Here is a 24,159-nt window from a genome sequence, read left to right as displayed (position 1 = left end):
TTTATATTAAAGTCCTAAATCAACATTTTCATCGTCAGACTGCAACATTGTATTTAGACCAAGATCAGTTGAAAGACCAAGGTTTAACTCAGAATCTGAAGAATCTTCGTTTTCCCATTGCGTATAGCTTGCCTCTGCATTCACACCAAGGTTGGACATGAGGGAAGCTTCATCTTCTTCAGAAGAAGATAAAAATCCTAGAGCTGTATCAGTACCTGCATTCAATCCGGCACTTGTATACTCTTCTTCTTCAGTATCCATTGACTCAGCCCATAGTCCTGCATTCACTGCGTTCATGACATGACCTGATGATTCATTGTCTTCATCCGTTGTCATAGCACCAAGCATTAAATCATTTGAAGCGTTTGTTTCAAACTTTGAATACTCGTCGTTATTTTCAACTGTCGTCATAGCAGAAGTAGTGTTCATTGCTTCTACTTTAGAAGCATCACCATCTTCTTTGTCTTCTGCACCAAGTACCAGACCATTTGCAGATTCAGTACCGATTGATTTTTTAGAAGAATCGGTTTCTTCATTGCTTTCTGTCATAGCCCACACATCAGAGTCAGTCATAGCATCGGCCATCACTTCCTGATCTTCATCAGATGCAGAAGCACTCAGATCTGAAGCAAGGTTACCGGAAGTAGTCGACGCAAAAGAATCATTTTCTTCATTGTACATGGTTTCATTCATGATTCCAGCTTCAGTGTCTGCATTCACCTCTGCTGATTCATCTTCTCCTTCAACAGCTGCGTTGACATCTTGAGACGCACCAGCTTCTGTTTTGGAAGCAGCTGAATCTTCTTCCACCATTGTTTCGTTCATCACGGCAGCTTCAGTGTCTGCATTCACCTCTGCTGATTCGTTTTCTCCTTCAACAGCTGCGTTGACATCTTGAGACGCATCAGCTTCTGTTTTAGAAGCAGCTGAATCTTCTTCCACCATTGTTTCGTTCATGACTCCAGCGTCTGTGTCTGCATCCACTTCTGCTGATTCGTCTTCTCCTTCAACAGCTGCGTTAACATCTTGAGATGCACCAGCTTCTGTTTTGGAAGCAGCTGAATCTTCTTCCACCATTGTTTCGTTCATCACGGCAGCTTCAGTGTCTGCATTCACTTCTGCCGACTCGTCTTCTCCTTCTACGTTCGCATTCACATTTGAAGTTGCTTCTGCACCATTGTTAGTCGTAACAGAATCATTCTCTTCATCTACAACCGTTTCATTTACGACGTTTGCATCAGCATTGGCACCCGTACTCGATTCTTTGTCTGATTCACCAATGGTAAGTCCATTCAATAAACCATCTTCAGAATCAAGGATGTTGACGTTTTCCAATAATCCATCATCACTGTTTAGCAGTGAATCATTCCCTGCCGCTAAGCTTGTGTGACCTCCGATTGCAAGACTTGCTGCTAATCCACCTGTTATGACCAATGTTCTAAATACGTTTTTTCTCATTTTATTTTCTCTCCTTTTAAAAGTTTTAGTTTTATATACTTTTGAAAAGAAGAGATGTTTGAGGTGGTTGGGACGGTGGTGCGTTTAACCATTGATCGTAATAGAGATTCTTTTTCTCATATACGCTCGCTTTTTGGAGGTTGACGGCCATCGCCTGCTGCTCCACATACCAGATTGAAGTTGATCCGGCATTATGCCCACTCACTCCATTTGCACTTGTAGACTGATTGGTCGTGTTCATGTTGGTTGTCGTGAGCATCGGTTCAATCTGTTTGGCCGGCGTGAAAGGACGTTTTCCATCTGTTTCTGATGTCTCATCAGCTGTTTGCTGATTGTTCCTTTGTCCTCGCTCAGCCTCCAATGGCTGTGTAAGTATATTTTCTTTTATTTGTTTGGCTTTGGTTACTCTGATTGAATGTTGATCAATCTTTACAGAAGATGATTCTGGAGGTTCTACTTGTTTCACTTTCCCCTTGTCATCTTCCATATTCACTTCTTCAACGATTACAGTGTCGGCTTCATCTGTCGGATTTGATTCCGTTAAAGGCTTGCCGTCTGATTCAGTGACAGGTCTTGCCGTTTCTTCCACCGTATCGATGGCCTTTTTGGAGGTCGCTTCGACCGTGTCCGTTACATTTTTCGTTGTTTTTTCAACAGTTGTGGTAACGGCCTTCGTGGTATTGTTCACGGTATCCGTTACCGGAGCCGCTGAATCCCCTGCGATTTTCGTAACTGGTTCAGTAGTACGTTGCACGGTTTTATTAACAGTATCACCGGCTGCTTTCGCCGTTTTTTCAACTGTATTAGTAACGGTTCCTGTCACCTGATCAACGGTATCTGTAAGAATACTGCCTTTTTGTTGATCCTCATCCTTTGAAGTCGTCTTGGTGGAAGGTCCGTCCCTCTCCTCGTCAGGAGCGGATATGGCCTCATCCACTGTGGACGTCGCTTCATCGGTGACTGTATTGACCTCATTGGTCACTGTTGAAAGAAGCCCTCCCTCTGCTGATGCAAAGGTTGGAATACTGATCACGCCAAGAAAGAGTAAAGCCTGCATGAGGCGTTTATGCACTGCGTCTTGTCACCTCCTTCCGATTCAGTTGATCGGATCCATATTAAAGGATCGTTCTGATGTACCTGGTATGGGTTAATACCCCCGATACTATTCGTTAAACATCCTTGCGAACCGGTATTTGGATCCATTTTTCACTAAGCTAACGCAGGAGGTTGAATGTTGGATCACTTTTTTTATAAATTTTTATAGACTAATTTTCAGAAAAGGATGAATCCGAAAAATTCCCTTCCCCCCCTTTTTTCATCCATACTGAGATGTTACAATGTACAACCGTAAGCAATCTTAACGTAGCTCGTACGCGAGTTAGTCGGAGATTCCAATCAATACTACGCAAAGAAAGGATGTTGATTTCAATGCATATCGGAAGCAAAGGCTGGTACGTACAAGAACTAAAAAAAGCAGGCGTACGCCACTACGAGGAACGCTATGTTGAATCCTACAAAAAACACGTTCTTGCAAACCTATTAGAACGTACAAAATAAACAATGCTTAGAGGGACGGACCTCGATTCCTATGACCTGGTCATAGGAATGAAGGTCCGTCCCTCTTTTTGTTGCAATTGATAGAATTTTAGTAATATTGAACCACCTTCCTTTTCCATTATTTTTTTAAAAAAAACTGTTGTGATACGCTTTATCCCTGTGATACAGTTAGGAACATATTTTAAAAATAACTTCATACGAATTCCTTATATATCTATGGTGATATGGACCATAAGTCTCTACCTGACGCCCGTAAAATGTCAGACTATAAGGAAAGTCTTTTCTATATGCGATATTTAGAGTGTATGGAGACTTTCCCTATTTTTATTAGAGAATGTCTTCATGCACTTTTTTATTTTTTGTAGAGAAGTCTGACATCATACGACTTTACACGAGGATTCATTGAAGAATACATGTTGGAGGATTGGTATTGTGAGTTTGATCTACGGCATTTTATCATTAGTAGGCGTATTATTTTTAGCATGGACGTTGAGCAGCAACCGCTCGGCCATTAAGTGGCGCACCATCATCATCGGCATCTGCCTTGAGTTTCTGCTTGTTTTATTTGTTTTAAAGGTCCCATTTGGGCAAAAGGTGCTGGAGAAAGCTGCCCTTGGTGTCCAGAAGGTCATTGATTACAGCAATGAAGGAATTATGTTTGTGTTCGGCGGCTTTTTCGAAGAAGGCACGAATATTTCTTTCGTTTTCGCGATCAATGTGCTGGGTGCAATCATCTTCATTTCTGCCCTTATTTCTGCTCTTTATTATTTACGGATTATTCCGTTTTTCGTGAAGTACATCGGGATTGGACTTGGGAAAATCCTCGGTACAACGAAGGTTGAGTCGTTCAACGCCATCGGGAATTCATTTCTCGGTTTGGCAGAAGCGCCTCTATTGATCAAGCCTTACCTTGCAAAGTTGACCCGTTCTGAATTATTTGCCGTCATGGTCGGTGGAACGGCTTCTGCAAGTGGTGCGATCCTGATCGGATACTCCCTGATGGGAATCGATATGAAATTCCTGCTCCTGTCTGTGTTCAGTGTACCGATCGTTTCGCTTATCATGGCAAAAATCATCGAGCCTGAAACAGAAGAGTCAGAAACAAATGGAGATATTTCATTAGGGAAAACCACTCATACGAACGTGTTTGAAGCGATTTCCGAAGGTGCCCTCAGCGGTACCCAGCTTGCGGTGAACATCGGTGGGCTGCTCATTGCTTTCATCGGTATCCTTGCAGCTGTCAACGGATTATTGGGAATGTTTGATTTTAGCCTTTCGACTGTATTCGGTTATCTATTCTATCCGTTTGCTATATTGGTCGGGATTCCAGTCGATGAAGCGTTCCGCGCAGCTTCCATCATCGGTACCAAGCTGTCTGTGAATGAATTTGTCGCTTATAAAGATCTTTCCGGCATGATGGACGAGCTTTCACCGAAGACAATCGCGATTCTGTCCGTTGCACTTTGCAACTTTGCCAATCTGTCTTCCATCGGTCAACTGATCGTGGGACTTGGTTCATTGGAGCCGTCCCAACGCCCGATGGTTTCTAAATTAAGCATGAAGGCAGTCCTTGCCGGGACACTTGCAAGCTTTATTACGGCGATCATCATTAGTATATTTCTATAATTTTTTCTCATATTTGTGTTTCTTTCGGCATCAATTAGTGAATAGTAAAAGATAGCACTCTTTTTTCATATTGATTACGGAAGGTGAAACCAATGAGAGAAAAAAAGTTCATGAAAGAAACGAAAACAAGTAAAACGACCCACGTGCTTCCACCGGACACGAACCATCACGGTACGCTGTTCGGCGGAAAGCTCATGGCCTATATAGACGATGTCGCTTCGATCGCAGCCACACGTCATGCCCGCAAGCCTGTCGTGACGGCTTCGACCGATTCCGTCGATTTCCTTCAGCCGATCAAGGTCGGGGATGCGGTCACTCTAGAAGCAATCGTCACCTACACCGGACGCAGCTCCATGGAAATCTGTGTGAAAGTAACCTCAGAGGTTCTTTTAACAGGTGAAACCAATGTAGCGGCAATATCCTTCCTGACCTTTGTCGCACTCGAAGGTAATAAACCCGCTGTCATACCTGAAGTCGTACCAGAGACAGAGGAAGAGGAATGGCTGAATGAAACAGCCAAAAATCGTGCAGAGCACCGTAAAGCAAGAAAAAAGCATAGTCAAGAGCTGGCGGAGTTTTTCCGGAAAGCTTATTGATTGTTGGAGATGCCTGTCAGGGGCGTCTCTTTTTTTATGGAGAGGTGTGTTGGCTAGGCAATTTTTTGGCGTTGATAAAATTTGGATTTCTCCGTTATATTGAATTTTTCGCCGTTAAAATTCAGATTCCGCCGTTAAATCAAATCTCTTCCCCCAAGACTTATCCTCCCTCTCTCATTATGCTCATTTCCACAATCTATCACTATACACTAACCCTTGATCCCTAGCTCCCTGCTCAAAGAATCCCCCTCCATTTGCCTTTCCAGAAACACCCTCCCATTTACCCATTACTTTTTTTTCACATTCTCTTCAAAAAAGGTCCGTCCCTCCGATATTAGAGAGGTACGGACATGATAAGTGTCTTATCATTATATAGTTGGGGGTAACGGTTTGAAGAAGTTAATTAGTTTGTTTCTTCTAGTCACTCTTTTGGTGGCAGGTTGTTCTAGTTCGAATGAAAAAGAAGCAAGTACAGAAAAGCAGCAGAGCGTAGGAATCCTACTTTCGGATACAGGACTTGGGGACGGGTCATTCAATGATTCGGCTTTCCGGGGTCTGGAACGGGCACGGGATGAATTAGGTATTTTATTTGATTATAGAGAAGCACCGGACGGAGACTTTGATCAAAAGCTTCAGGATCTTGTCGATGAAGGACATGATCTTGTCATCGGCCTTGGATTCTCGATACAGGAGCCACTTGAGAAAATCGCGAAGGAAAACCCTGATCAAAAGTTCCTTTTGATTGATGGATTTTCAGAGCTTGATAATATTACGTCGATCACTTTCAAAGAGCATGAAGGAAGCTTCCTTCTCGGAATGGTGGCCGCAATGAAGACGAAGACGGATAAACTCGGGTTCATCAGCGGTGCAGATGTACCAGTCATCCAACGTTTCGAGAAAGGCTTTGAGCAAGGTGCCAAGTATGTTAAACCATCTGTTACGATCGTGAAAGATACTGCCAACAACTTCGGGGATTCCGAATTAGGTCGTACAATCGCTGAGAAGCAGATTAAAGAAGGGGTCGACTTCATCTATCCTGCCGCTGGTTTTACAGGGGTCGGGGCGATTCAGGCTTCACAGAACGCAGGCATTTTATCAGGAGGGGTCGATTCAGATCAATACTTCATTGCTGAAAAGTCGGTTGCCACTTCCATGGTAAAGAAAATCGATAACGCCGTTTTCAATCTGATCAATGAGTTCATCACCACGAATGAAATTTCACAGCACGCTTATGAACTCGGGTTAAAAGAAGACGGAGTGGGACTGGCTCCTATTCGGGTAACGACTCTTACACCTGAAGAAACAAAGAAGCTTGAAGATGCCAAAAACAAGATCATTTCAGGAGATATAACCGTTAATATGCAATAAATCTCACCTAAGGAGCAATTTTATGGCACTGAAAAAACGTTTACTGATATTGGGGCTCATCCCCCTTGTCCTTTCTACCATCATCATTGGCTACATTGTCTCACAATTGATTTCACTGCAAAGTTCTGCCAGCGAAGACGTTCAGGTCCTGCTTGAGACAGAAATATTGCGTGGAGATTTGATAGTGACGAAGCAGGCTTTATCCAACTATTCGGTCAATTCAACCGAAGAAAATAAGCAGATGGTCGATGGTCTCTTGGCAGAAACATCCAAGCAGATTTCTGAGCTGCAAAAGCTAATTTCCGTCAAGGAACAAAAGGAAACACTTTCATCGATAGAAACAAAGTTCACAGATTTGAAATCGGTTTCTGACAAAGCGCTCAGCGAAATGAATAAAGCCGAGATCAAACGTCAATCGATCCGGATTTCCGGGGTATTGAATGATATGCATTTGTTAAGCAAACAAACCAATGACTGGTATCAAAATTCTCAAACAGAAAATAAAAACAAGATCCAGTTCATCGTCTGGGCATCGATCATCGGTTTCATCGTTGTAGCCGTTCTTTCTTTAGGTGCATCCAACATGCTCAGCCGACGCATCGTCAACCCATTGAATCGCATGGTCCACAACGCCGAAAGAATGGCCGATGGGGACTTGACGATTTCAATCGAGAATGTAAATGAAAAGAACAGCCGATTTGAAGTGGATAAGCTGCAAACCGCTTTTCATCATATGGTGGAAAACCTGCGGAATACAGTTCAATCCGTCCATAATATTGGTTCCAATGTTGAACGGTTCACCCAGGATGTAAGGTCCCAAATGGAAAGCTTGACGGAAAGCAGCAACCAGGTTGCCTTATCCACTGAGGAGCTTGCAAAGGGCAGTCAATCCATCTCTGAAGACATTCAATCCACAGCTGCACTTATGGCTGTCATGGGTGATGACTTTGCCCAAAATGTGCAACAGAGCAGCGAGTCAGCTGCCAGCAGTAAAGTGGCACTTGAATCGGTCGAGAACGGCCGCTCTTCATTAAACAAGCAGCAGCATTTTGCCGAAATGATTGCAGACTCTTCCTCTACAATCATGGAGTCAGTTGAATCATTCGCCCAGTATACCGGCGAAATTGAAAATGCTGCCCATGCCGTCAGAGAGATTGCTGAACAAACGAATCTACTGGCACTGAACGCTGCCATCGAAGCTGCACGTGCAGGTGACGCTGGAAAAGGCTTCGCGGTCGTTGCCCAGGAAGTCCGTAAGCTTGCAGAAGATTCATCTGTTGCGACAGAACGGATCGGCAGCATGGTCGGAAATATTAAGAACGGCATCCAGGCAATCATGGATGCATCTCAAAACGGACAATCACTCTCTACTCAGCAAGTGGATTCCATGAGTGTGACCGAGCGTGCATTTGCTGAAATCTCTGGCAATGTTTCGACGATTTTTGACAACCTGTCGAAGCTTGAAGAAGGTATGCACGCTTCCACTGAACGTACGAATCAGGTTATTTCAGCAGTAGAAAATATTTCTGCAATTACCGAAGAAACAGCCGCCGGTACCGAAGAGATCTCTTCATCCACAGAAGAGCAGCTTCGTTACTTCGAACAAATGAATGAACAAGTCGGCCGTTTGAACGATATGACCGTTGAAATGAAGAAAGAATTAGAGCGTTTTACGCTCTGATAGAAAAGAAAATGCCTCCTTTCCGGGGGCATTTTCTTTTCTATTATGATCAATCTCCCCTCCCACGACCTCTGCAATTATTACAGAACGTTTAAATTTTTTTATCCCACTGATCTACAAGGTCCGTCCCCTAATACACCCGCAGGTATATAAAACCCCTATTTCATCACGTCAGATTTTTATTGCAGCGCTTTCAGTTCTGTCACAGTTTGTAACATTATGTCGGTGGTAAATTTCTCCACATTCATAACCCTCAAAAATCTCCTATACTGTATAGAAGGTTATACTGTCTAGAATTCTTATAGTTGGAGGAATATTGATGTTATCAAACTCTGAAATCGGAATCGATTTAGGAACTGCCAATATACTTGTTTATAGTAAAAATAAAGGAATCATCCTGAACGAGCCATCTGTTGTGGCCATTGATACTGAAAATAAAACCGTCCTTGCAGTCGGTACTGAAGCGAAAAACATGATCGGAAAAACACCAGGAAAGATCGTCGCGGTACGCCCGCTTAAAGATGGGGTGATCGCAGACTTCGACGTAACGACTGAAATGCTGAAGCAAGTGATGAAAAAGGCGAGTAAAAAGCTTGGTTTCTCCATCCGTAAACCAACCGTGGTCGTTTGTACGCCTTCTGGTGCGACAAGCGTTGAAAGACGTGCGATCCAGGATGCGGTGAGAGGAAGCGGCGCGAAGTCTGTCACGCTCATCGAAGAACCTGTTGCAGCCGCAATCGGTGCAGATCTGCCTGTTGGCGAGCCTGTGGCAAATGTCATCGTCGACATCGGCGGCGGTACGACGGAAGTTGCCATCATCTCCTACGGCGGGGTTGTTTCCTGCAACACGATCCGCATCGGCGGGGATCAGATGGATGAAGATATCGTCCAATACGTGCGCAAGCGTTACAATCTCCTCATCGGTGAAAGAACGGCTGAACTGGTGAAGATCGAAGTCGGTCAGGCATTGATCGACCATGAAGAAAGAACGATGGAAATCCGCGGACGGGACCTTGTGACCGGTCTTCCAAAAACGATCGAGCTATCATCAAACGAAATCCAGGATGCCCTGAAAGAATCACTTCTTCACATCTTGGAAACGATCCGTGCCACATTGGAGAATTGTCCTCCTGAACTGAGCGGTGATATCGTCGACCGCGGCGTGATCCTGACAGGCGGAGGCGCACTCCTGAACGGCCTGCAAGACTGGCTGAGCCAGGAAATCGTCGTACCTGTACACTTAGCGCCTAACCCATTGGAGTCTGTCGCAATCGGAACAGGACGTTCACTGTCGGTGATTGATAAGCTGCAGAAAGTAAAATAATGAATGAAAAAAGAACGCCGAACGATCATTCGTTCGGCGTTCTTTTATTTTTTCCCTTCACGTACCTGTGTCCCAAGGTTATTAGCTAGTTATATGGAATGTTCAAATCTGAAACATATTCTTATTCCCCACAATTCATTTTTCAAACATGAAAGTGATCCAAACCCCACGCCCATCCGTTAGCTTATTAAAATTGAGTTAAGCTCCGTTGTTTAGTATCCTTATTATATTATGACAAAGACAAGGAGCGTATTACAGCAGATTTTAAAAAGAGCTGTAGAACTGTGGAAGAAGCACGCTCCGTATGATCACGGAAAGGGAAAGTTTTCGATGACGAGAAACACGTGCCTGGACGCCCTCCGGAAGCGGAAGAAGCATGAGTCTGTCGAATATATCGAGAAGGACTCCATGCAGGTATCGTATGACACCCCTGCCGATCAATTAGAGTGGAAGGAAAAAGGAATGGCGATCAGGGATTGCATCCAGACATTAAAGAAGGATCAGCAACGGATCGTCCAATTATTCTACTTTAAAGGCTTGACTCAACAGTCGATCGCCGATTCCGCCGATATTCCGCTCGGAACCGTGAAAGGAAGAATCCGCTTGGCACGAAATTTGAATGACTGCTCAACCATGCGATAACTTACTTGATTACTACAATGGTCATTTATCTCAACTTGAGAGAAAGCATCTATCGACCTGGATCTTTGAACTGAGGCAGCTAGCAGAATATTTGCCATATGCTTCAGATACGGTTCAACCTCCGGAAGACCTCGAAGACCGTGTAATGGCATCTATTTTAGGAGAAGAGAAAAAAGCGTCCTTTGACACGCCAATCCCGGCAAGATCAGTCGCAGCCTTGATAGGAAACGCCTATCTTTATACTCAGATCGAGGATCAGGAGAAAGTGATTCAACAGGCGACAATCGATCAGGTCGAGCAATATGTGGAATTAGCCGCTGTCAGCGGAAACGCAAAGGGTACCGCAAGTATCATCAAACAAGGAACGGAAACAAGCATGGTCATCCAGGCAGCAGACCTGCAGAAGCTGTCCAACGATGAAGTATACCAGGTATGGCTCATCAAAGATGATCAACCCGAACGTGCCGGAACGTTTGTCCCGAGCAAAGACGGAAAAGGATCGGTCATCTTCAAGTTCAACGAAGCGTTCACGGAGAAAGACTGGGATACCGTGGCAATTACGTTAGAACCTGACGCCAACAGCCAGCTCCCACAGGGGGATATCGTCTTGGCTTCTGAGATCTGAACAATATCGTTTTTTCAACCGGCAGCCGGCTACTGCCGGTTTTTTTATTCAGAATTTCATCCCCATTCATTTGAAAATAGTGATCCATCTCTCCCATCCTTCCGTTAGCTCTATGAAAATATAAAAAACCAAAAGGAGAGATTTACTTATGAAAATGAAAAAAAGTTATTTAGCTGTCCCATTAAGCATGACACTACTAATTCCAACTGCAGGTGCAGTATCAGCACATAATGGTGAAGATCATTCCCACGACGCGAAGGTAGATACGCCGGCAGCGGAATTGCGCACCACGCTGGACCGATTACTTACTGAACATGCTTACCTTGCAGTAGAAGCGATGAGACGAGGTGCTGAAGGCGCTGAAGACTTCGAAGCGGCAGCCGGAGCTTTAAATGATAACGCAGCAGACTTAAAAGGTGCGATCGCTTCCGTTTATGGTGAAGAAGCAGGTAACCAGTTCAATACAATCTGGACCAATCACATCGGTTTCTTCGTCGACTATGTAAAAGCAACCGGGGCGAATGATCAAGCTGCGAAAGATAAAGCGCTTTCGAATCTCGCAGGCTATAAAGGAGAGTTCTCTAACTTCCTGGAAACAGCTACTGGTGAACGTTTGAAATCCGATAGTCTGGCAGAAGGCCTTCAAATGCATATCAACCAATTGATCGGGGCGTTTGACAGCTATGTGGCCGGTGACTATGAGAAAGCTTATGAATACGAGCGTGAAGCAATCGGGCATATGTCCATGGTATCCAAAGGATTATCGAGCGCCATCACGGACCAATACCCGGATAAATTTGAACAAACGATGGCCGTTACGCCTGCAGCGGATCTCCGTTCAACTCTTAACCATCTGTTAACAGAGCACGCTGCACTGGCAACAATGGCGATGCAAAATGGAATCGACGGATCAAAAGACTTCGACGCTTCAGTGAATGCCCTGAACGCCAACACGGAAGACCTGTCCGCAGCAATCGCTTCTGTATACGGTGAAGAAGCAGGTAACCAGTTCAAAGAAATGTGGACAAAGCATATCGGATTCTTCGTGGATTATGTAAAAGCAACAGGAGCTGAAGATGAAGCAGCGAAAGAAGAAGCGATCAAGAACCTTGACGGCTACCGTGCAGAGTTCTCCAACTTCCTTGAAACTGCAACGGACGGACGCTTGAAGTCCGACGCTCTGGCAGACGGCCTTCAAATGCATGTTGAACAGCTGACCGGTGCTTTCGACAGCTACGCAGCAGGTGACTATGAAAAAGCCTGGGATGGCATCCGCATGGCCTATGAGCACATGCTGAATCCTGCAAAAGGATTATCAGGCGCATTCGTCGATCAATTCCCTGACAAATTCAAAGCGAACATGCCTTCTGAAATGCCGAACACCGGTATGGGCGGTACGGCAGACGACAGCGGATTCCCATTCGAATTCCTTCTCGCAGCCCTTCTGATCATCGCTGGCGGAACAACCCTTGGAATGAAAAAATACGCATCACACAAACAATAATCCTAAAAGATGAGAGGGACGGACCTATTAAAGGTCCGTCCCCCAGTGTGAAGATGAAAGGAGTGGCTTCACATAATGTATACTATGAGGGTTGTACTATTTGTGCTTGTACTATTGCCCATTTCTGCATGTTCTGCGGGAATGAGTTCGAACCCTGCAAATAATTCCGAGACGTCAGAAGCGACCGGAAAACAGGAAAAGCCGAAAGTTGAAATGGCCAGTACCACGACCACCCCTTCTCCCTTCGCTGATCAAATTGTAAAAGATGAGCGCACCGGGATTCAACCGAGTAGGATTGACATACCTGCAATCGGTGTCTCTACATCAATCGAAGCTGTAGGACTGAAGGGAAATGGGGAAATGGCCGTAACCGAAAGTTTCGAAACGACTGCATGGTATCAGGGAGGATATAAACCCGGCGAACCTGGAAATGCTGTGATCGGCGGTCATGTGGACAGCAGAAACGGTCCCGCTGTTTTTTATAAGCTGAACAGGCTTTCTGAAGGCGATGAAATCATCGTAAGCAATAAAGAAGGTGAAAAACGGGTCTTCGTTGTCACAAATAAGAAAGAATATCCTTGGGATGATGCACCTCTTCAATCGATCTTTGGTTATTCCCCTGCAAGCTCCCTAAACCTGATCACCTGCACAGGCGACTTTGACCGTTCTTCTCGTAATTACAGCAAACGCCTCGTCGTTTACACTGAATTAAAATCCTGACTGAAACAGCACGGACACCCTCCGCTGCTGTTTTTTATATGGATAATTTTAGTGAAAACAGCAATCCTAGTAGGAAGGACGGTGATACCATGAACGAGGAACAACTGGAAGATCTGTTTCATTTTTATGGATATGAAGATTTATATAAACGATTCAAGACACCCCTTTATGTGACGGGAATCATGGATGATGCAGACACCGAGTTGCTGGAGGACTTTTTCGAGAATTTCTCCTTTGATGAGCCGGTGTTGTTCGACGAATTCAGATTTTGGTTTCAATATTACCAGGTTTCTAAGCGTCCGCCTTATTCTCTTTAAAATAAAAGGCTGTTTTCGTTAACATCGTGGCTATAAAAAAGCGAGATGCGGTTGATTTCCGCTTCAGATGCTCGCTTTCCGCGGGGCTGGCGGTGAGCCTCCTCGGACTTCGCCCTGCGGGGTCTCACCTGTCCATCAGTTCCCGCAGGAGTCGAGCATCTTCCGCTCCAATCAACTATCTAGGATAAAAACCATAAATTCACTTGATTTACTGCTTATTTATCTTCTGAATAGTAGTGGTCAACGCATTTCAAGTAAATTCCCCTTGATTCCTGCTATGGAAATTTTTCATTCTACAGTCTCAAATTATCTAAGTTGCTCACATTAACGTCTAATAATAGCAACAATCTATACAAAAAGAACAAAATAAAAAAACTGCTTCCTGCACGAAACAGAAAACAGTTTTCTTTAATAAGGGGTATCCTGATAGAAATAGTTCGTCGATTTCCACGTATTGTCGTATTCTTTATGGAAGATATGGGTCGTTGCCGGTGAAACTGGCGGGATCAGCCACGTCCAATCCCCAGTGACGTCACGGTCGGCATTCTTTTCATTTTCTTCAAACAGTCGGAACTGCTGTGCCGCTGTATGATGATCCACAATGCTGACACCCATTTCCTTAAAGGAATGGAGGACGGCAATATTCAATTCCACCAGCGCTTTATCACGCCACAGTGTCGCCGCTCTTGACGTATCGAGCCCCATACAGCTTGCCACCTTTGGAAGGAAGTGATAGCGGGCTTCATCAGCCAGATTCCGTGCGCCGATTTCCGTTTCCATATACCAGCCGTTGAAAGGTGCAGCTTTATAGGAAATCCCGCCGATTTTCATTTCCATATCAGAAATGATCGGGATTCCGTACCACTTCCAGCCCAGATCAGAGAACCACTCAAATTCCGGATGGTGAAGGGGTACCTCAAGCGTCAAACCGGGATCGATGCTTTTCAGCTGGGGCTGACGGTCTCCAATTTGTACGACCAACGGAAGGACATCGAAGTCCGTCCCTTCTCCCTTCCAGCCGAGTTCGTGACATTTTTTCGTGAATGGGATGGAATGAGGGTCGCCTGTATACCGGCCATCCTCTTCATAGCCTGCATATCGGATCACTTGGTGGTTCCACAGCCGAATGTCCGGCTTCCCCTGCTGCGACGGCCGGAATACGGTGATGGTAGGACGGATCCTGCCGCCATTGGACGCAAATTCCAAGTGTCTCTCCAACGCCTGGAACACTTCCTCTTCAGTTTCCGCAGTCCGCTCGTCAAATACATTCAACGAATGCCAGAACAACCGCCCGATACAACGGTTGCTGTTCCTCCACGCCATCTTCGCCCCGTGTACAAGTTCTTCGTGGGTATGGGTATACGTACCCTCTGTTTCTAATTCTTTCTCTATTTGGTTTATGCGTTGAGTGATTTCCTCACCGCTTTTATTCAGTTCCTGATAACACTGTTCGATAAAGGCTTTCGCCTCATCCATGATCCGTGTCAATATCATCGCTTCCCTGCTATCTTATTCAGCGCATACTGTACCTTCAAGTATACCATTTTTCACAACCAGATTTCCCTGGTACATTTGAACAACAGTTGAAATCTAGTGATTCACTTGTTTTTCATAGCATCGGTATTCCTGATGCCCCTCTGGTTTCGATGTGAAATAGACCGACCCACGGTACTCATACCCCATTTTCTTATAAAGTGCGTTTGCACTTTCGTTCCTTGCATAAGCGTCCAACCGGATGCTTTTATATCCCTTTTCACCGGCCAGTTCCTCACATTTTTCCATGAATGCCTTCCCAAGTCCCTTTCCCTGCTGCAGGGGATCGAGGAATAACGCATGGATGACCCATTCATGATCAAGCTTCCATGGGATGTCAGACCATTCAGGTGCCTGCCAATCATTCAATGTGGCCGACCCTGCCACTTCTCCATCCACTGTCAATAAATAGAGGTTTCCGTTATCCAGCTCTTCCTGAAAATACTCCCTGCTCGGATAGGCTTTGTCCCATTGACGCAGTCCCTGTTCGTCCAGCTGCTTCTTGCACCTTTCATACACATCCATAATCGTATCCATCTGCTCTTTTCTTGCTTTCACTAATTGTATTGTCATCATTTGTCCCCTGCTTATCTAATGAGTTATGTATCTTTCAGTAGTGTTTGTCAGGATTCCTGGCGTTATGCGGAGGGATCATTTCCCTTCAGCTTCCGAGCCACCCTTTCCCCTGCTGAAATCCCTGATAAGTAAGCACTTTCGAACCGGGTCCTCCCTGCCTGGTCATTCTCCCGGAGAAAAGCATCTCCGCAAAGGAGGATCCGTCGAGCGCCACCTGTTTCAATAAAAGGCTTATTCACAACCGACTTTGCTTCTGCATATGTCCACCGTTTCAGCTCTGCTCCGCTCACCCGGCTGCCGTCTTCAAGGTAGCGTTCAGCCACCGTTTGGATGCTTGCCAATATGTCTTGATCAGTCCGTCTTTCATTTTCCTGAGACCAGCCACCGGTCATATACACACCCACAGTCACCGTATCGGAAATTCCTTTTTGGAAGTGGTCCGCCACCCTTTCCACTCCGTCGGGAAGTTCACCATCCAGATGACCTGGTGCCGGGATGCTGCTTGCCCCGTCGAATGTGAACATACCCACAAAGCAGGGTGCAAAGGAAACCGTGGATGCGTCCCCGATTTCTGCAAGCAGGGAGGAAGCCTGCGGTGCCGGGACCGTTACGATACAATGTTCAGCAGACATGACCCGGCCATCCTCTATTTCCACTTCCAGAGGTCCGTCCCCGTCGCGGATGGCCGTGACTTTCGTGTTCAGGCGTACCGGAAGGGGTTGTGCAAGGTGTTTGGCCAGGCCATTCATTCCATTGACGGAAGTGTAGCGTGGATAGGGGGTGCCAAACCATTTTTTCACCCATCCTGCTTCAAGCCACTTTTCTGTATCGTGCTGAAGTTCATGAGACCTCACGGTGAAAAATTGGGCACCGTGGTCGGCTTTTCCGTTTCCGATCCGCCTTGTGGCAAGCCTGCCGCCTACGCTTCTTCCCTTCTCCACAATCAGGATGTCTGTGACCCCTTTTTCCATCAGTGTCCTGGCTGCCATGATGCCAGACAGGCCGCCTCCGATCACGATCACTTCTCTTCTCTCCATGTTCCTCATCCTCTCTTTCTGTCCATTATACGGATTTATACTTCCAAAATGAAAGGGAGATGACTGTGACAGCCATCTCCCTTTTCCTATGCCAACAATGCTTCCAATGTCTGATACTGTCGGTCCCTTTCTTTTTCTAACTGCTCTTTTTCCTTGTACAGATCTTGAAGGACGTCCAGCTTCTCCTCTGTGAGAAGCTTTTCTTCGATGGAATAGAGCTCTTCTTCCAGACGCTCGAGGGCTGCTTCTATTTCCTCCGCCGTCGGGGACAGTTTATCCACAGCTTTCTCCACCGGGGCTTTCTTCATCACCTGCACAACAGGCTCTGCAGGTACGATTTCAGGCAGTTTTTCCTTTGCCCAGCTGTATGGACCGTCGAAGAAATAGAGGTTCCCTTTCTCGATCCAGTACGTTTTCGTAAACAGCTTGTTCAGGAAATACCGGTCATGGGAAACAGCCAATATCGTTCCTTTAAAATCTTCAAGTGCATCTTCCAACACTTCTCGGGAGTCAATGTCCAGGTGATTCGTCGGTTCATCGAGGACAAGGAAGTTGATGTCCTGATGCATCAATTGGGCAAGGCGCAGCCTCATCTTCTCCCCGCCGGAGAGCTGCCCGACTTTCCTGAACACATTCGGTCCATAGAATAAGAACTTGGCGAGAATATGACGGGCATCCCCTTCTGTCACAGGAACCTCTTCCCTGAAAGCATCGATCAGCCGCACATGTGGATCACGCACTGTGAAATGCTGCGAAAGGTATCCGAGCTTCACATTACTGCCGAGCTTGACAGTGCCTGCATCTGCATCCTCTTTTCCAAGGAGCATCTTGATGATCGTTGATTTTCCCGTCCCGTTTTCCCCAACAATCGCTGTCCGGTCCTTGAAATGAACGAGCATCCCTGCATCATCAAACAACAGCTTCTCTCCAAATGCTTTTGATACACCTTCCATAGAAAATACAACTTTGCCGCTCCTGTCCGTTTCTTCAAACTCCAGGCCGATTTTCTTACGGTCGATGATCGGCCGCTTGATCTTCTCCATCCTCTCAAGGGCCCTTTCCATATTCCGGGCACGTTTATGAAGGGCTTCGTTTGGAGGATTGGCTTGATTCGCCCACTCCCTTAATCGTTTGATCGCTTCCTTCATTTTCTTAATTTTCTTCTGCTGCTCTTGATATGCCTGAAACTCGTTCATCAATCGCTCTTCCTTTTCCTTCACAAAACCGGAATAATCAGTATGATAAACCGAAAGCTCCCCATCCTCGAGGTCGTAGATTTTCGTAATGACGTGATCGAGGAAATAACGGTCATGGGAAATGCAGAGCACTGTCCCTTCATACTCTTTCAAAAATCCTTCGAGCCATTCGACTGCCCGGATATCAAGGTGGTTCGTCGGTTCGTCCAGTAGCAGCAAATCCGGCTTCTGCAGGAGAATCAGTCCCAGGCAAAGCTTCGTTTGCTCCCCGCCGCTGCAGTCATTGAAATCCTTATCCACCAGGTCACCGATGCCAAGGCCATTGACAATTTTAGAAATGGCAGCGTCAATTTCATATCCCCCATCTAGTGTGAAGCGATCCTGAACCCTTCCGTATTCCTCCAGTAAAGAATTCAGTGCGGCCGGATCCCCTTCCCGCCCCATATTCATTTCCAGTTCTTTCAACCTTTCCCCGAATGTGAGCAATTCGGAAAACGCTGAGCGGAGCACCTCCATTCCCGTCGTACCGTCTTCGTACCGGGGAATTTGCGCGAGGTATCCAACCTTCGCCCCCTTCTTCAAATGAATGAGCCCCTTATCAGGGAATTCCTCTCCCGATAAAAGCTTAAAGATCGTCGTTTTCCCGGATCCATTGCGACCAACCAGTCCGATCCGGTCTTTTTCTTGTATTTCAAAGGACAGGTCCTCAAATATTAAGTGACCCCCAAACATCTTGCTTAATTCCTGTGCGCTGCATATCATCATGTTCCTCTTCCTTTCATATCCGGTTTAGAGGTAAGAGGCCGTACAAAAAAGCCACAGGAGAGCAGAGAGCTCTCCCGTGGCTGATGGGAAATGCGGGCTTTACCGCACTTCCTTCCTTTCTAAAAAGGGGTCAAAAAAAGAGGGCGAAAACGCCCCCTTTTTCCGACTCTTTCATAGAAAGTGATGAGAATTGAGACCTCTTACCGTTCAGTAATCATATTCATTTGCTGAAAAAGGGCATACGTGTCCCCTTGAATGCAAACGCATGAAAAATTGCACGGCAGATATAGATATAATCTAAATACTTTCCACGCAATCCTACTGAACGATTCATCTCAATTCCACCTCCTTTAAAAATACTGACATTTGATATCTCTATTATATAATTATTCTGAAATGTTTTGCAATGTGTTATTTCTTTTTATAAAGCACCCTCGATAACACCAGACCGATTACCCCGATCGGAATCAGGATCATGGCACGGATCGTGAAGTCGAGGAACACCAGGTCTGCTAGGAAGAACTTCACGAGGGCAAGTGCGAGAAAGCTGATTCCCGCCCACCGGTAAAAGACATCCTTCTTCGTTTCCGCATAAATCAGGTACAGGATCGAAAGCGTCGCAATCGCTACCGTGAAAGCCGTGGTCCGCGGCGTGTATGCCCAGTCAAGGACAATATAATCCGTCATCCTGAAAACAAAGAACGTGACCAGTCCTGTCAGGACGACTTTCACCAACGTGATTGGACCATTCAAAAATGATGATGCGCTCTGATTGTAATAAGCATAGAGATAAACATATCCGAATGCCGCTGCAAAAATCGGCAATTCGTCCGTCATGAAATCAACAGATGATCCAACCAAGACGGATAATAAAGAAATGACGATGAGCAACACCGAGCCCGCAAGACCGATATAGCTCTCCCGCCTGCCTGCAAGCCATAATAAGGCAATTGCCTGCAGTGCGACAAGGACGAAGCGCCACTCGTATTCGTAATATTGGAATAGGAACAGCAGTACATGCATAAATCCAAGGACAAGCAATACATCCTTCGTTCGTTTCTTCTCCTTCGGCTCTACAAAGGATGCCCCGATATACACGCCGGCGAAGATCCAATAGTAATAAAGGGGAATCTCAACGTATATATCATTGAGCAGCCCCAGCAGGATGAAGCACCCCGACACCATGGCCGGAATCATTTCAGCGCTCACCCTCTCATCCCGGTTGAGTACGATCAGCAGCAGAAGATATCCGTGCTGGATGGCAAATGGGATGAATACTGTGAGCGTCATTTCCCCGATCCCGAACGCCGCAAAGAAAAACAGTGAAAAATAAAGTAAATAATAGTGAATATTCCAGGCAATCCGGTATCTCTTCATCGTGCTGAACGTCATCAATACAAAGAACAGCACCATCTCGTAACCGTAGAACAGCCACTCATTCCGTTCGTCCCCTGCAAAAATGAACGGAAACAGATACGCGCCTGCCCCGATCAAGCACAGGATCAACTGTGACCCATGTTTATGTGAAGCCCAAAGCCCGACTGAAATAATGACCAGCAAAAGCAGATTCGTGATCAATCCGCCGATATACCCGTAAAGAATATTGGCTGAAAACAGTGTGATGATGGCAAGGATGATGCTTCCTGATAATAGTGTAAGAGATAATTTCCGCTGATCGCGGCTGTACCTTTCGCCTAACGCATACATGGCAACAGAGATCACCGCTCCTGTCAGCACCCTCAGTCCCGGTGTCACCCAGCCGTTTTGGGAAGCGGCCATGAACCCCCATATACTCCCGATCAGCAGGACGAACAGGAACACCTTCGGAAGCCAGCGTTCCACTGAAAAATCGAAGCGTTCTTTTTCTGTCACCGGCGCAGTTGACGGGTCTACGATCGGAACCCGCTCCCGCTCTTCATGCACTGCCGCTTTTTGGATGACCGTTGGTTCAGCCTTTCCCTTCGCGTGGAGCAACTCCCTTTTGACTGCGTAAAGCTCTCTTTCCAAGGCACCGATTTTCTTCTCTAATCTTTCAAACTCTTCCTTCTCCATCTTTCCACCCCCTTACTTCTATTTATACTGTACCAGGGGTAGGTTTACCTTTATTTTTGAGAGTGTGAACAGATTATTTTTACATACAAAAAGAGCTTCACCCTTATAAAAGGTGAAGCTCCGTTATTAAGCCAGTCGTTTAAAGTTTTGCCCGAGGATTTCATTCATCGTGTGGACCGTAATGAAGGCACGGTTATCCACCTCGGTGATGAATCCTTTCAGCCTGGTGAAGTCTTTGCGGCCAAGGATGGTCGTGATGACTTCCTTTTCATCTGAAGTGAAGGCACCTGTCGCCGTATGGATCGTCGCTCCTTTTCCAAGCTCGTGGACGATATAGGATTTGATTTCATCACTGTGACGGCTGATGATGACAATCTCTTTATTCGTATTGAACTGCTGCAGTGCGTAATCGATGACCAAACCGTTCAGGATGACACCGAAGAATGCGTACATACCGACTTGAGGACCGAATAGGACTGCAGAGGACAGGGCAATCGACAAGTCCGCCAACAGAACGCCACGTCCTACATCTATATTGAAATATTTATTAAAGATCAAGGCAACGATATCCGTTCCACCAGTGGATGCCTGCTGATTGAACACAATCGCCATACCGGTTGCGGCAATACATTGTCCGATGATCAATTGAATCAGGATATCATCACTTAATGGAACGCTCATCGGAGCAAATTCTTCTAATAACCAAACATAGAATGACAGGGCGAAACTCGCGTAAATGGTTTTCGCACCAAAATTAAAGCCGAGAAAGATCACACCAATGATGAATAAAATAATATTGATAATAATCATGAACAGTCCAAGCGACATGCCCGGGAACAAATCGTTCATGATGATCGACAATCCACTGACGCCCCCTGTCGCTAAATTATTAGGCGATAAGAAAAAATGGACATTCACCGAAACAAGGAATGCACCGAAATTCATCATTAAGAAGGAAAATATTCTTTGTCGCATCACCGCAACCTCCTTTTTCTTTTAAGTTTTTTGGTTTTCCGTAAATAGTTGAACAACGGGATTATAAAGCCCATCACAACCCTTTGTAAAGGGAATAGAGCCAAAAAAATAAGGTTTAATAATTGCGAAAATTGGAAGGGTTTGCAGATCCTGTGGCGACAGGATTAAGGCTTTGGTAAAATCGTCTGGATATTCCCGACACCGAATCATTTAAAAAGCTCCCTTCCTTTCACGGAGGGAGCTTAACCAAATTGTTTACGGATTGGGACATTCCTTATATGGAATTGAGGGATACAGATGCCGACAAGGATGAATACGATACCAACAACCTGCAATGAAGCGACCTGTTCCCCAAGGATCCATATGGCTGCAAGAATCGCTGCCGGAAGCTCGGCTGCGCCGATGATGGTGGAGAGGGTTGAGTCGAGATGCGGGGTGATTCCTGTGATTAATACAATGAAAACAACCCTCTTTTGTTTCACTACATGTTCACACCAATTGGGGAATAAATTTTTCTCTTCAATGCAAATTCTGACCAATTAATTATTAATGTGTTGATGGCTCTGTTTTATTAATGAAAATTTTTCTCCATGGATTTCCCGGTTGTATTCAGTTTGGCTATTAGAAGTATGCTTTTGTTTTGAGGCATAATTTTCATATCCTGATAAGATTAGTTTTACAGATAGAATTAAAAGAGTGAATGCAATAAGTGGTGCTAACGTAAGCCAGGGATATAGAAATATATCCTTATAATGTGTACCGATCATTCCAGCCCATTCATTTGATAAAGAAATTCTTTCAAACGCCCCGCCTGTCATAGACGTTTTAATTTTTTGAGTACCGCCAATGAAAATATCTAAAATACTCAAATGAATGAGGAGAAATAACAGCTGAATAATTTGTTGTAAAAACAAGATCACGATTCTAGGTTTCATCAATAAGAAAAGGTGCTTTCTCAGAATATACAGATACCCTGCTCCTGATAACATACAAATTTGTATAAACTCTTCCCTGAAATATCTGCGAATCTCATCTCCTAATTGTATCGTGAGGGGTGGGACTGCCAGGATGGTGAAAATGGCTATTTCAATCATAATCAATTCATAATTGATGGATTGAGAATTCGTATAGTGATGATTCAATGGTCCCATTACAAAGAATATGATGAATACAGGTGGGATGAAATAAATGACATCTAAAGATTTTTTAATCCAATTTATGTATCTCCCTAAATAAAATGCATAGAAAAATGCGCAAGCAAGTGAAATAAATAGCCTCAAAAAACTTATAATGACTACAAATATAAATGTAAACTTTGCCCCTTTCACTAACATATAAAGTAAACTCACGCCAAATTTGTCTGTTCCTAGCGGTGCTACCTGACCAGGCGAAAATGGTGGTGCTCCAACTAGATTCCCTTTTGTGTCATAAAGAAGGGTGGTTGTTTCATGGTGAAAGAATGGGTATAAAGAAGAAGGAAAAAAGCTAAGAAACATTAATACACCAAGTAAAGCCAAGCCTATATATAGCTTTACATTTATTCTTTTATGCGCCATTCCTCGATCCCCCATTACTCGTTCTATGTTCTGTGATAAGATGTATCGATTTATAGAAAAGTAAAAACGGTAAATAGATGAGGATTAAACACCACATTAAAATACGATGGTCCCCTATCCCATATGTCTTTATGAATCCCATCAGGCCGTCTATATTTAATACCAACTCTAATATGAGTAAATTTGACAACATAAATAAAATGATGTTCTTGGACTGGCTGATAAACTGTATGAGGGAGTTTTTGAATAAATGGAAGACGATGATGTAGTTTTCACTTAACCCTTTTGCTTTAAGGAATTCACTGTATGTCTTTTTTTGCTCTTCTTCTACATATGAAGAAAAGTACTTGAAGAGTTGAATAGTAGGGATGACACTTAAACAAATAATGGGTAGTAAATATAGCGATCCGTCATTCGTGATGGCTGTAATGCCAAGAGACCACCCAGAAAACTTGTAAACCATAACAAATGAGAATTGAAGGATGATGACCATTAATACATCAGGTACAGATTCAAGAACAAAAAAGAAAGATGAGAATGTTCTTTTTATCTTTTCATTAGACTTGATATAAAGAAAAGAAACAACCAGTGACAGTATGATTGCAATCAGAAATGAAGTTATTAATATAATCATCGTGTTGAAATATTTTTCTCCAATAATATTAAAGAATGCCAGTTCTTCTCCATAATACTGAGGTATTTGTAAAGCACCCGGATTAAACAGGTATTGAAAACTACTAATAAATGCACGCATAAATTCTGAGATTCGCAATGTTTGTCCAAATAATGGAAGACAACTGACAAAGATAATGACCAGAAGTGTAATGAGAAATTCTGTGAAAAACCTCAAAACGTTTATCAATCCATCGTGCTCCTTTCGTTGATTATTTTTCAATAATCCGAACTATTCCCGAGATTCTGAAAGGTTTTGATTCCTCTTCAGCTCTTTTTTTATTTTTAAATGTATATCCTTGGAGATAGAAATGCGTTCATAATTTTTTTATTTAATTACAACTTTAACAAAACCTCATTCATCTATTTCCCCCTTCTA

The 24,159-nt window shown here is 44.6% G+C and carries 23 protein-coding genes and 1 riboswitch; of the genes, 11 read left to right on the top strand and 12 right to left on the bottom strand.

Annotation, left to right across the window (positions count from 1 at the left end):
• Nucleotides 1-6 precede the first annotated feature (6 nt).
• Nucleotides 7-1,458, bottom strand: a complete 1,452-nt coding sequence (locus KH172YL63_RS03080; protein ID WP_173104734.1) for a hypothetical protein — start codon at nucleotides 1,456-1,458, stop codon at nucleotides 7-9.
• Nucleotides 1,459-1,489: 31 nt separating this feature from the next.
• On the bottom strand, nucleotides 1,490-2,530 hold the full coding sequence (locus KH172YL63_RS03075) for a hypothetical protein (RefSeq protein ID WP_173104733.1): 1,041 nt from the start codon (nucleotides 2,528-2,530) through the stop codon (nucleotides 1,490-1,492).
• 356 nt (nucleotides 2,531-2,886) lie between these two features.
• Here KH172YL63_RS03075 and KH172YL63_RS03070 point away from each other — a divergent pair, with 356 nt between their 5' ends.
• The 11 genes from KH172YL63_RS03070 to KH172YL63_RS03020 all read left to right on the top strand — a co-directional run bounded on the left by KH172YL63_RS03070 (nucleotide 2,887) and on the right by KH172YL63_RS03020 (nucleotide 13,418).
• Nucleotides 2,887-3,015, top strand: coding sequence for a YflJ family protein (locus KH172YL63_RS03070; protein ID WP_082386245.1), 129 nt, complete (start codon nucleotides 2,887-2,889; stop codon nucleotides 3,013-3,015).
• Nucleotides 3,016-3,201: 186 nt separating this feature from the next.
• A riboswitch (purine riboswitch) is annotated at nucleotides 3,202-3,303 on the top strand.
• A gap of 144 nt (nucleotides 3,304-3,447) precedes the next feature.
• The gene (locus KH172YL63_RS03065; RefSeq protein ID WP_173104732.1) at nucleotides 3,448-4,641 is read left to right on the top strand and encodes a NupC/NupG family nucleoside CNT transporter; all 1,194 of its coding nucleotides are present in this window, start codon (nucleotides 3,448-3,450) and stop codon (nucleotides 4,639-4,641) included.
• Nucleotides 4,642-4,733: 92 nt separating this feature from the next.
• Nucleotides 4,734-5,237 carry an acyl-CoA thioesterase gene (locus KH172YL63_RS03060; protein ID WP_173104731.1) on the top strand — a complete coding sequence of 168 codons (504 nt, stop codon included), beginning with the start codon at nucleotides 4,734-4,736 and terminating at the stop codon, nucleotides 5,235-5,237.
• 390 nt (nucleotides 5,238-5,627) lie between these two features.
• Nucleotides 5,628-6,605 (top strand): BMP family lipoprotein, encoded by a 978-nt coding sequence (locus KH172YL63_RS03055; protein ID WP_173104730.1) that lies wholly within the window; start codon nucleotides 5,628-5,630, stop codon nucleotides 6,603-6,605.
• Between the two features lie 22 nt (nucleotides 6,606-6,627).
• The gene (locus tag KH172YL63_RS03050) at nucleotides 6,628-8,286 is read left to right on the top strand and encodes a methyl-accepting chemotaxis protein (RefSeq protein WP_173104729.1); all 1,659 of its coding nucleotides are present in this window, start codon (nucleotides 6,628-6,630) and stop codon (nucleotides 8,284-8,286) included.
• A 319-nt stretch (nucleotides 8,287-8,605) separates the two neighbouring features.
• Entirely contained in the window at nucleotides 8,606-9,610 is a 1,005-nt protein-coding gene (mreBH, locus tag KH172YL63_RS03045; protein ID WP_173104728.1) for a rod-share determining protein MreBH, read from the top strand.
• Nucleotides 9,611-9,940: 330 nt separating this feature from the next.
• Entirely contained in the window at nucleotides 9,941-10,252 is a 312-nt protein-coding gene (locus tag KH172YL63_RS03040; RefSeq protein WP_173104727.1) for an RNA polymerase sigma factor, read from the top strand.
• Entirely contained in the window at nucleotides 10,230-10,877 is a 648-nt protein-coding gene (locus KH172YL63_RS03035; protein ID WP_173104726.1) for an anti-sigma factor, read from the top strand. Before KH172YL63_RS03040 ends, KH172YL63_RS03035 begins: the two co-directional genes overlap by 23 nt.
• Before the next feature lie 148 nt (nucleotides 10,878-11,025).
• Complete coding sequence (locus KH172YL63_RS03030) at nucleotides 11,026-12,381, top strand: copper amine oxidase (protein ID WP_173104725.1); 1,356 nt, start codon at nucleotides 11,026-11,028, stop codon at nucleotides 12,379-12,381.
• A gap of 75 nt (nucleotides 12,382-12,456) precedes the next feature.
• Nucleotides 12,457-13,101 carry a class F sortase gene (locus tag KH172YL63_RS03025; protein ID WP_173104724.1) on the top strand — a complete coding sequence of 215 codons (645 nt, stop codon included), beginning with the start codon at nucleotides 12,457-12,459 and terminating at the stop codon, nucleotides 13,099-13,101.
• Nucleotides 13,102-13,190: 89 nt separating this feature from the next.
• Entirely contained in the window at nucleotides 13,191-13,418 is a 228-nt protein-coding gene (locus KH172YL63_RS03020; protein WP_173104723.1) for a hypothetical protein, read from the top strand.
• A gap of 408 nt (nucleotides 13,419-13,826) precedes the next feature.
• Here the strand turns inward: KH172YL63_RS03020 and KH172YL63_RS03015 are convergent, their stop codons facing one another.
• The 10 genes from KH172YL63_RS03015 to KH172YL63_RS02975 all read right to left on the bottom strand — a co-directional run bounded on the left by KH172YL63_RS03015 (nucleotide 13,827) and on the right by KH172YL63_RS02975 (nucleotide 23,970).
• Nucleotides 13,827-14,894 carry a nitric oxide synthase oxygenase gene (locus KH172YL63_RS03015; RefSeq protein WP_232066180.1) on the bottom strand — a complete coding sequence of 356 codons (1,068 nt, stop codon included), beginning with the start codon at nucleotides 14,892-14,894 and terminating at the stop codon, nucleotides 13,827-13,829.
• A gap of 114 nt (nucleotides 14,895-15,008) precedes the next feature.
• Nucleotides 15,009-15,524: a GNAT family N-acetyltransferase gene (locus tag KH172YL63_RS03010; RefSeq protein WP_173104721.1), complete on the bottom strand. Its 516-nt coding sequence runs from the start codon at nucleotides 15,522-15,524 to the stop codon at nucleotides 15,009-15,011.
• 65 nt (nucleotides 15,525-15,589) lie between these two features.
• Nucleotides 15,590-16,564 (bottom strand): NAD(P)/FAD-dependent oxidoreductase, encoded by a 975-nt coding sequence (locus tag KH172YL63_RS03005; protein WP_173104720.1) that lies wholly within the window; start codon nucleotides 16,562-16,564, stop codon nucleotides 15,590-15,592.
• 86 nt (nucleotides 16,565-16,650) lie between these two features.
• The gene (gene abc-f / locus KH172YL63_RS03000; protein ID WP_173104719.1) at nucleotides 16,651-18,525 is read right to left on the bottom strand and encodes a ribosomal protection-like ABC-F family protein; all 1,875 of its coding nucleotides are present in this window, start codon (nucleotides 18,523-18,525) and stop codon (nucleotides 16,651-16,653) included.
• Between the two features lie 220 nt (nucleotides 18,526-18,745).
• Entirely contained in the window at nucleotides 18,746-18,859 is a 114-nt protein-coding gene (locus tag KH172YL63_RS21810; RefSeq protein ID WP_098351140.1) for an RAxF-45 family protein, read from the bottom strand.
• Between the two features lie 77 nt (nucleotides 18,860-18,936).
• Nucleotides 18,937-20,577, bottom strand: coding sequence for a DUF2339 domain-containing protein (locus KH172YL63_RS02995; protein WP_173104718.1), 1,641 nt, complete (start codon nucleotides 20,575-20,577; stop codon nucleotides 18,937-18,939).
• A gap of 126 nt (nucleotides 20,578-20,703) precedes the next feature.
• Nucleotides 20,704-21,552: a YitT family protein gene (locus KH172YL63_RS02990; RefSeq protein ID WP_173104717.1), complete on the bottom strand. Its 849-nt coding sequence runs from the start codon at nucleotides 21,550-21,552 to the stop codon at nucleotides 20,704-20,706.
• 242 nt (nucleotides 21,553-21,794) lie between these two features.
• Nucleotides 21,795-22,034: a hypothetical protein gene (locus KH172YL63_RS02985; RefSeq protein ID WP_173104716.1), complete on the bottom strand. Its 240-nt coding sequence runs from the start codon at nucleotides 22,032-22,034 to the stop codon at nucleotides 21,795-21,797.
• A 57-nt stretch (nucleotides 22,035-22,091) separates the two neighbouring features.
• The gene (locus KH172YL63_RS02980) at nucleotides 22,092-23,108 is read right to left on the bottom strand and encodes a peptide ABC transporter permease (RefSeq protein ID WP_173104715.1); all 1,017 of its coding nucleotides are present in this window, start codon (nucleotides 23,106-23,108) and stop codon (nucleotides 22,092-22,094) included.
• On the bottom strand, nucleotides 23,098-23,970 hold the full coding sequence (locus tag KH172YL63_RS02975) for an ABC transporter permease subunit (RefSeq protein ID WP_173104714.1): 873 nt from the start codon (nucleotides 23,968-23,970) through the stop codon (nucleotides 23,098-23,100). Before KH172YL63_RS02975 ends, KH172YL63_RS02980 begins: the two co-directional genes overlap by 11 nt.
• Between the last annotated feature and the right edge of the window lie 189 nt (nucleotides 23,971-24,159).

The sequence above is a fragment of the Bacillus sp. KH172YL63 genome (assembly GCF_011398925.1).
Classification (GTDB): domain Bacteria; phylum Bacillota; class Bacilli; order Bacillales; family Bacillaceae_B; genus Rossellomorea.
Note: the sequence above shows the minus strand (reverse complement) of the source record. Positions and strands in the feature narration are given on the sequence as shown.

Bases quoted from the DNA above. Each gene is read 5' to 3' on its own strand.
- KH172YL63_RS03080 (WP_173104734.1), bottom strand. From the start codon at position 1,458: ATGAGAAAAAACGTATTTAGAACATTGGTCATAACAGGTGGATTAGCA.
- KH172YL63_RS03070 (WP_082386245.1), top strand. From the start codon at position 2,887: ATGCATATCGGAAGCAAAGGCTGGTACGTACAAGAACTAAAAAAAGCA.
- KH172YL63_RS03060 (WP_173104731.1), top strand. From the start codon at position 4,734: ATGAGAGAAAAAAAGTTCATGAAAGAAACGAAAACAAGTAAAACGACC.
- KH172YL63_RS03050 (WP_173104729.1), top strand. From the start codon at position 6,628: ATGGCACTGAAAAAACGTTTACTGATATTGGGGCTCATCCCCCTTGTC.
- mreBH (WP_173104728.1), top strand. From the start codon at position 8,606: ATGTTATCAAACTCTGAAATCGGAATCGATTTAGGAACTGCCAATATA.
- KH172YL63_RS03040 (WP_173104727.1), top strand. From the start codon at position 9,941: ATGACGAGAAACACGTGCCTGGACGCCCTCCGGAAGCGGAAGAAGCAT.
- KH172YL63_RS03035 (WP_173104726.1), top strand. From the start codon at position 10,230: ATGACTGCTCAACCATGCGATAACTTACTTGATTACTACAATGGTCAT.
- KH172YL63_RS03030 (WP_173104725.1), top strand. From the start codon at position 11,026: ATGAAAATGAAAAAAAGTTATTTAGCTGTCCCATTAAGCATGACACTA.
- KH172YL63_RS03025 (WP_173104724.1), top strand. From the start codon at position 12,457: ATGTATACTATGAGGGTTGTACTATTTGTGCTTGTACTATTGCCCATT.
- KH172YL63_RS03020 (WP_173104723.1), top strand. From the start codon at position 13,191: ATGAACGAGGAACAACTGGAAGATCTGTTTCATTTTTATGGATATGAA.
- KH172YL63_RS03015 (WP_232066180.1), bottom strand. From the start codon at position 14,894: ATGGATGAGGCGAAAGCCTTTATCGAACAGTGTTATCAGGAACTGAAT.
- KH172YL63_RS03010 (WP_173104721.1), bottom strand. From the start codon at position 15,524: ATGACAATACAATTAGTGAAAGCAAGAAAAGAGCAGATGGATACGATT.
- KH172YL63_RS03005 (WP_173104720.1), bottom strand. From the start codon at position 16,564: ATGGAGAGAAGAGAAGTGATCGTGATCGGAGGCGGCCTGTCTGGCATC.
- abc-f (WP_173104719.1), bottom strand. From the start codon at position 18,525: ATGATGATATGCAGCGCACAGGAATTAAGCAAGATGTTTGGGGGTCAC.
- KH172YL63_RS21810 (WP_098351140.1), bottom strand. From the start codon at position 18,859: ATGAATCGTTCAGTAGGATTGCGTGGAAAGTATTTAGATTATATCTAT.
- KH172YL63_RS02995 (WP_173104718.1), bottom strand. From the start codon at position 20,577: ATGGAGAAGGAAGAGTTTGAAAGATTAGAGAAGAAAATCGGTGCCTTG.
- KH172YL63_RS02990 (WP_173104717.1), bottom strand. From the start codon at position 21,552: ATGCGACAAAGAATATTTTCCTTCTTAATGATGAATTTCGGTGCATTC.
- KH172YL63_RS02980 (WP_173104715.1), bottom strand. From the start codon at position 23,108: ATGGCGCATAAAAGAATAAATGTAAAGCTATATATAGGCTTGGCTTTA.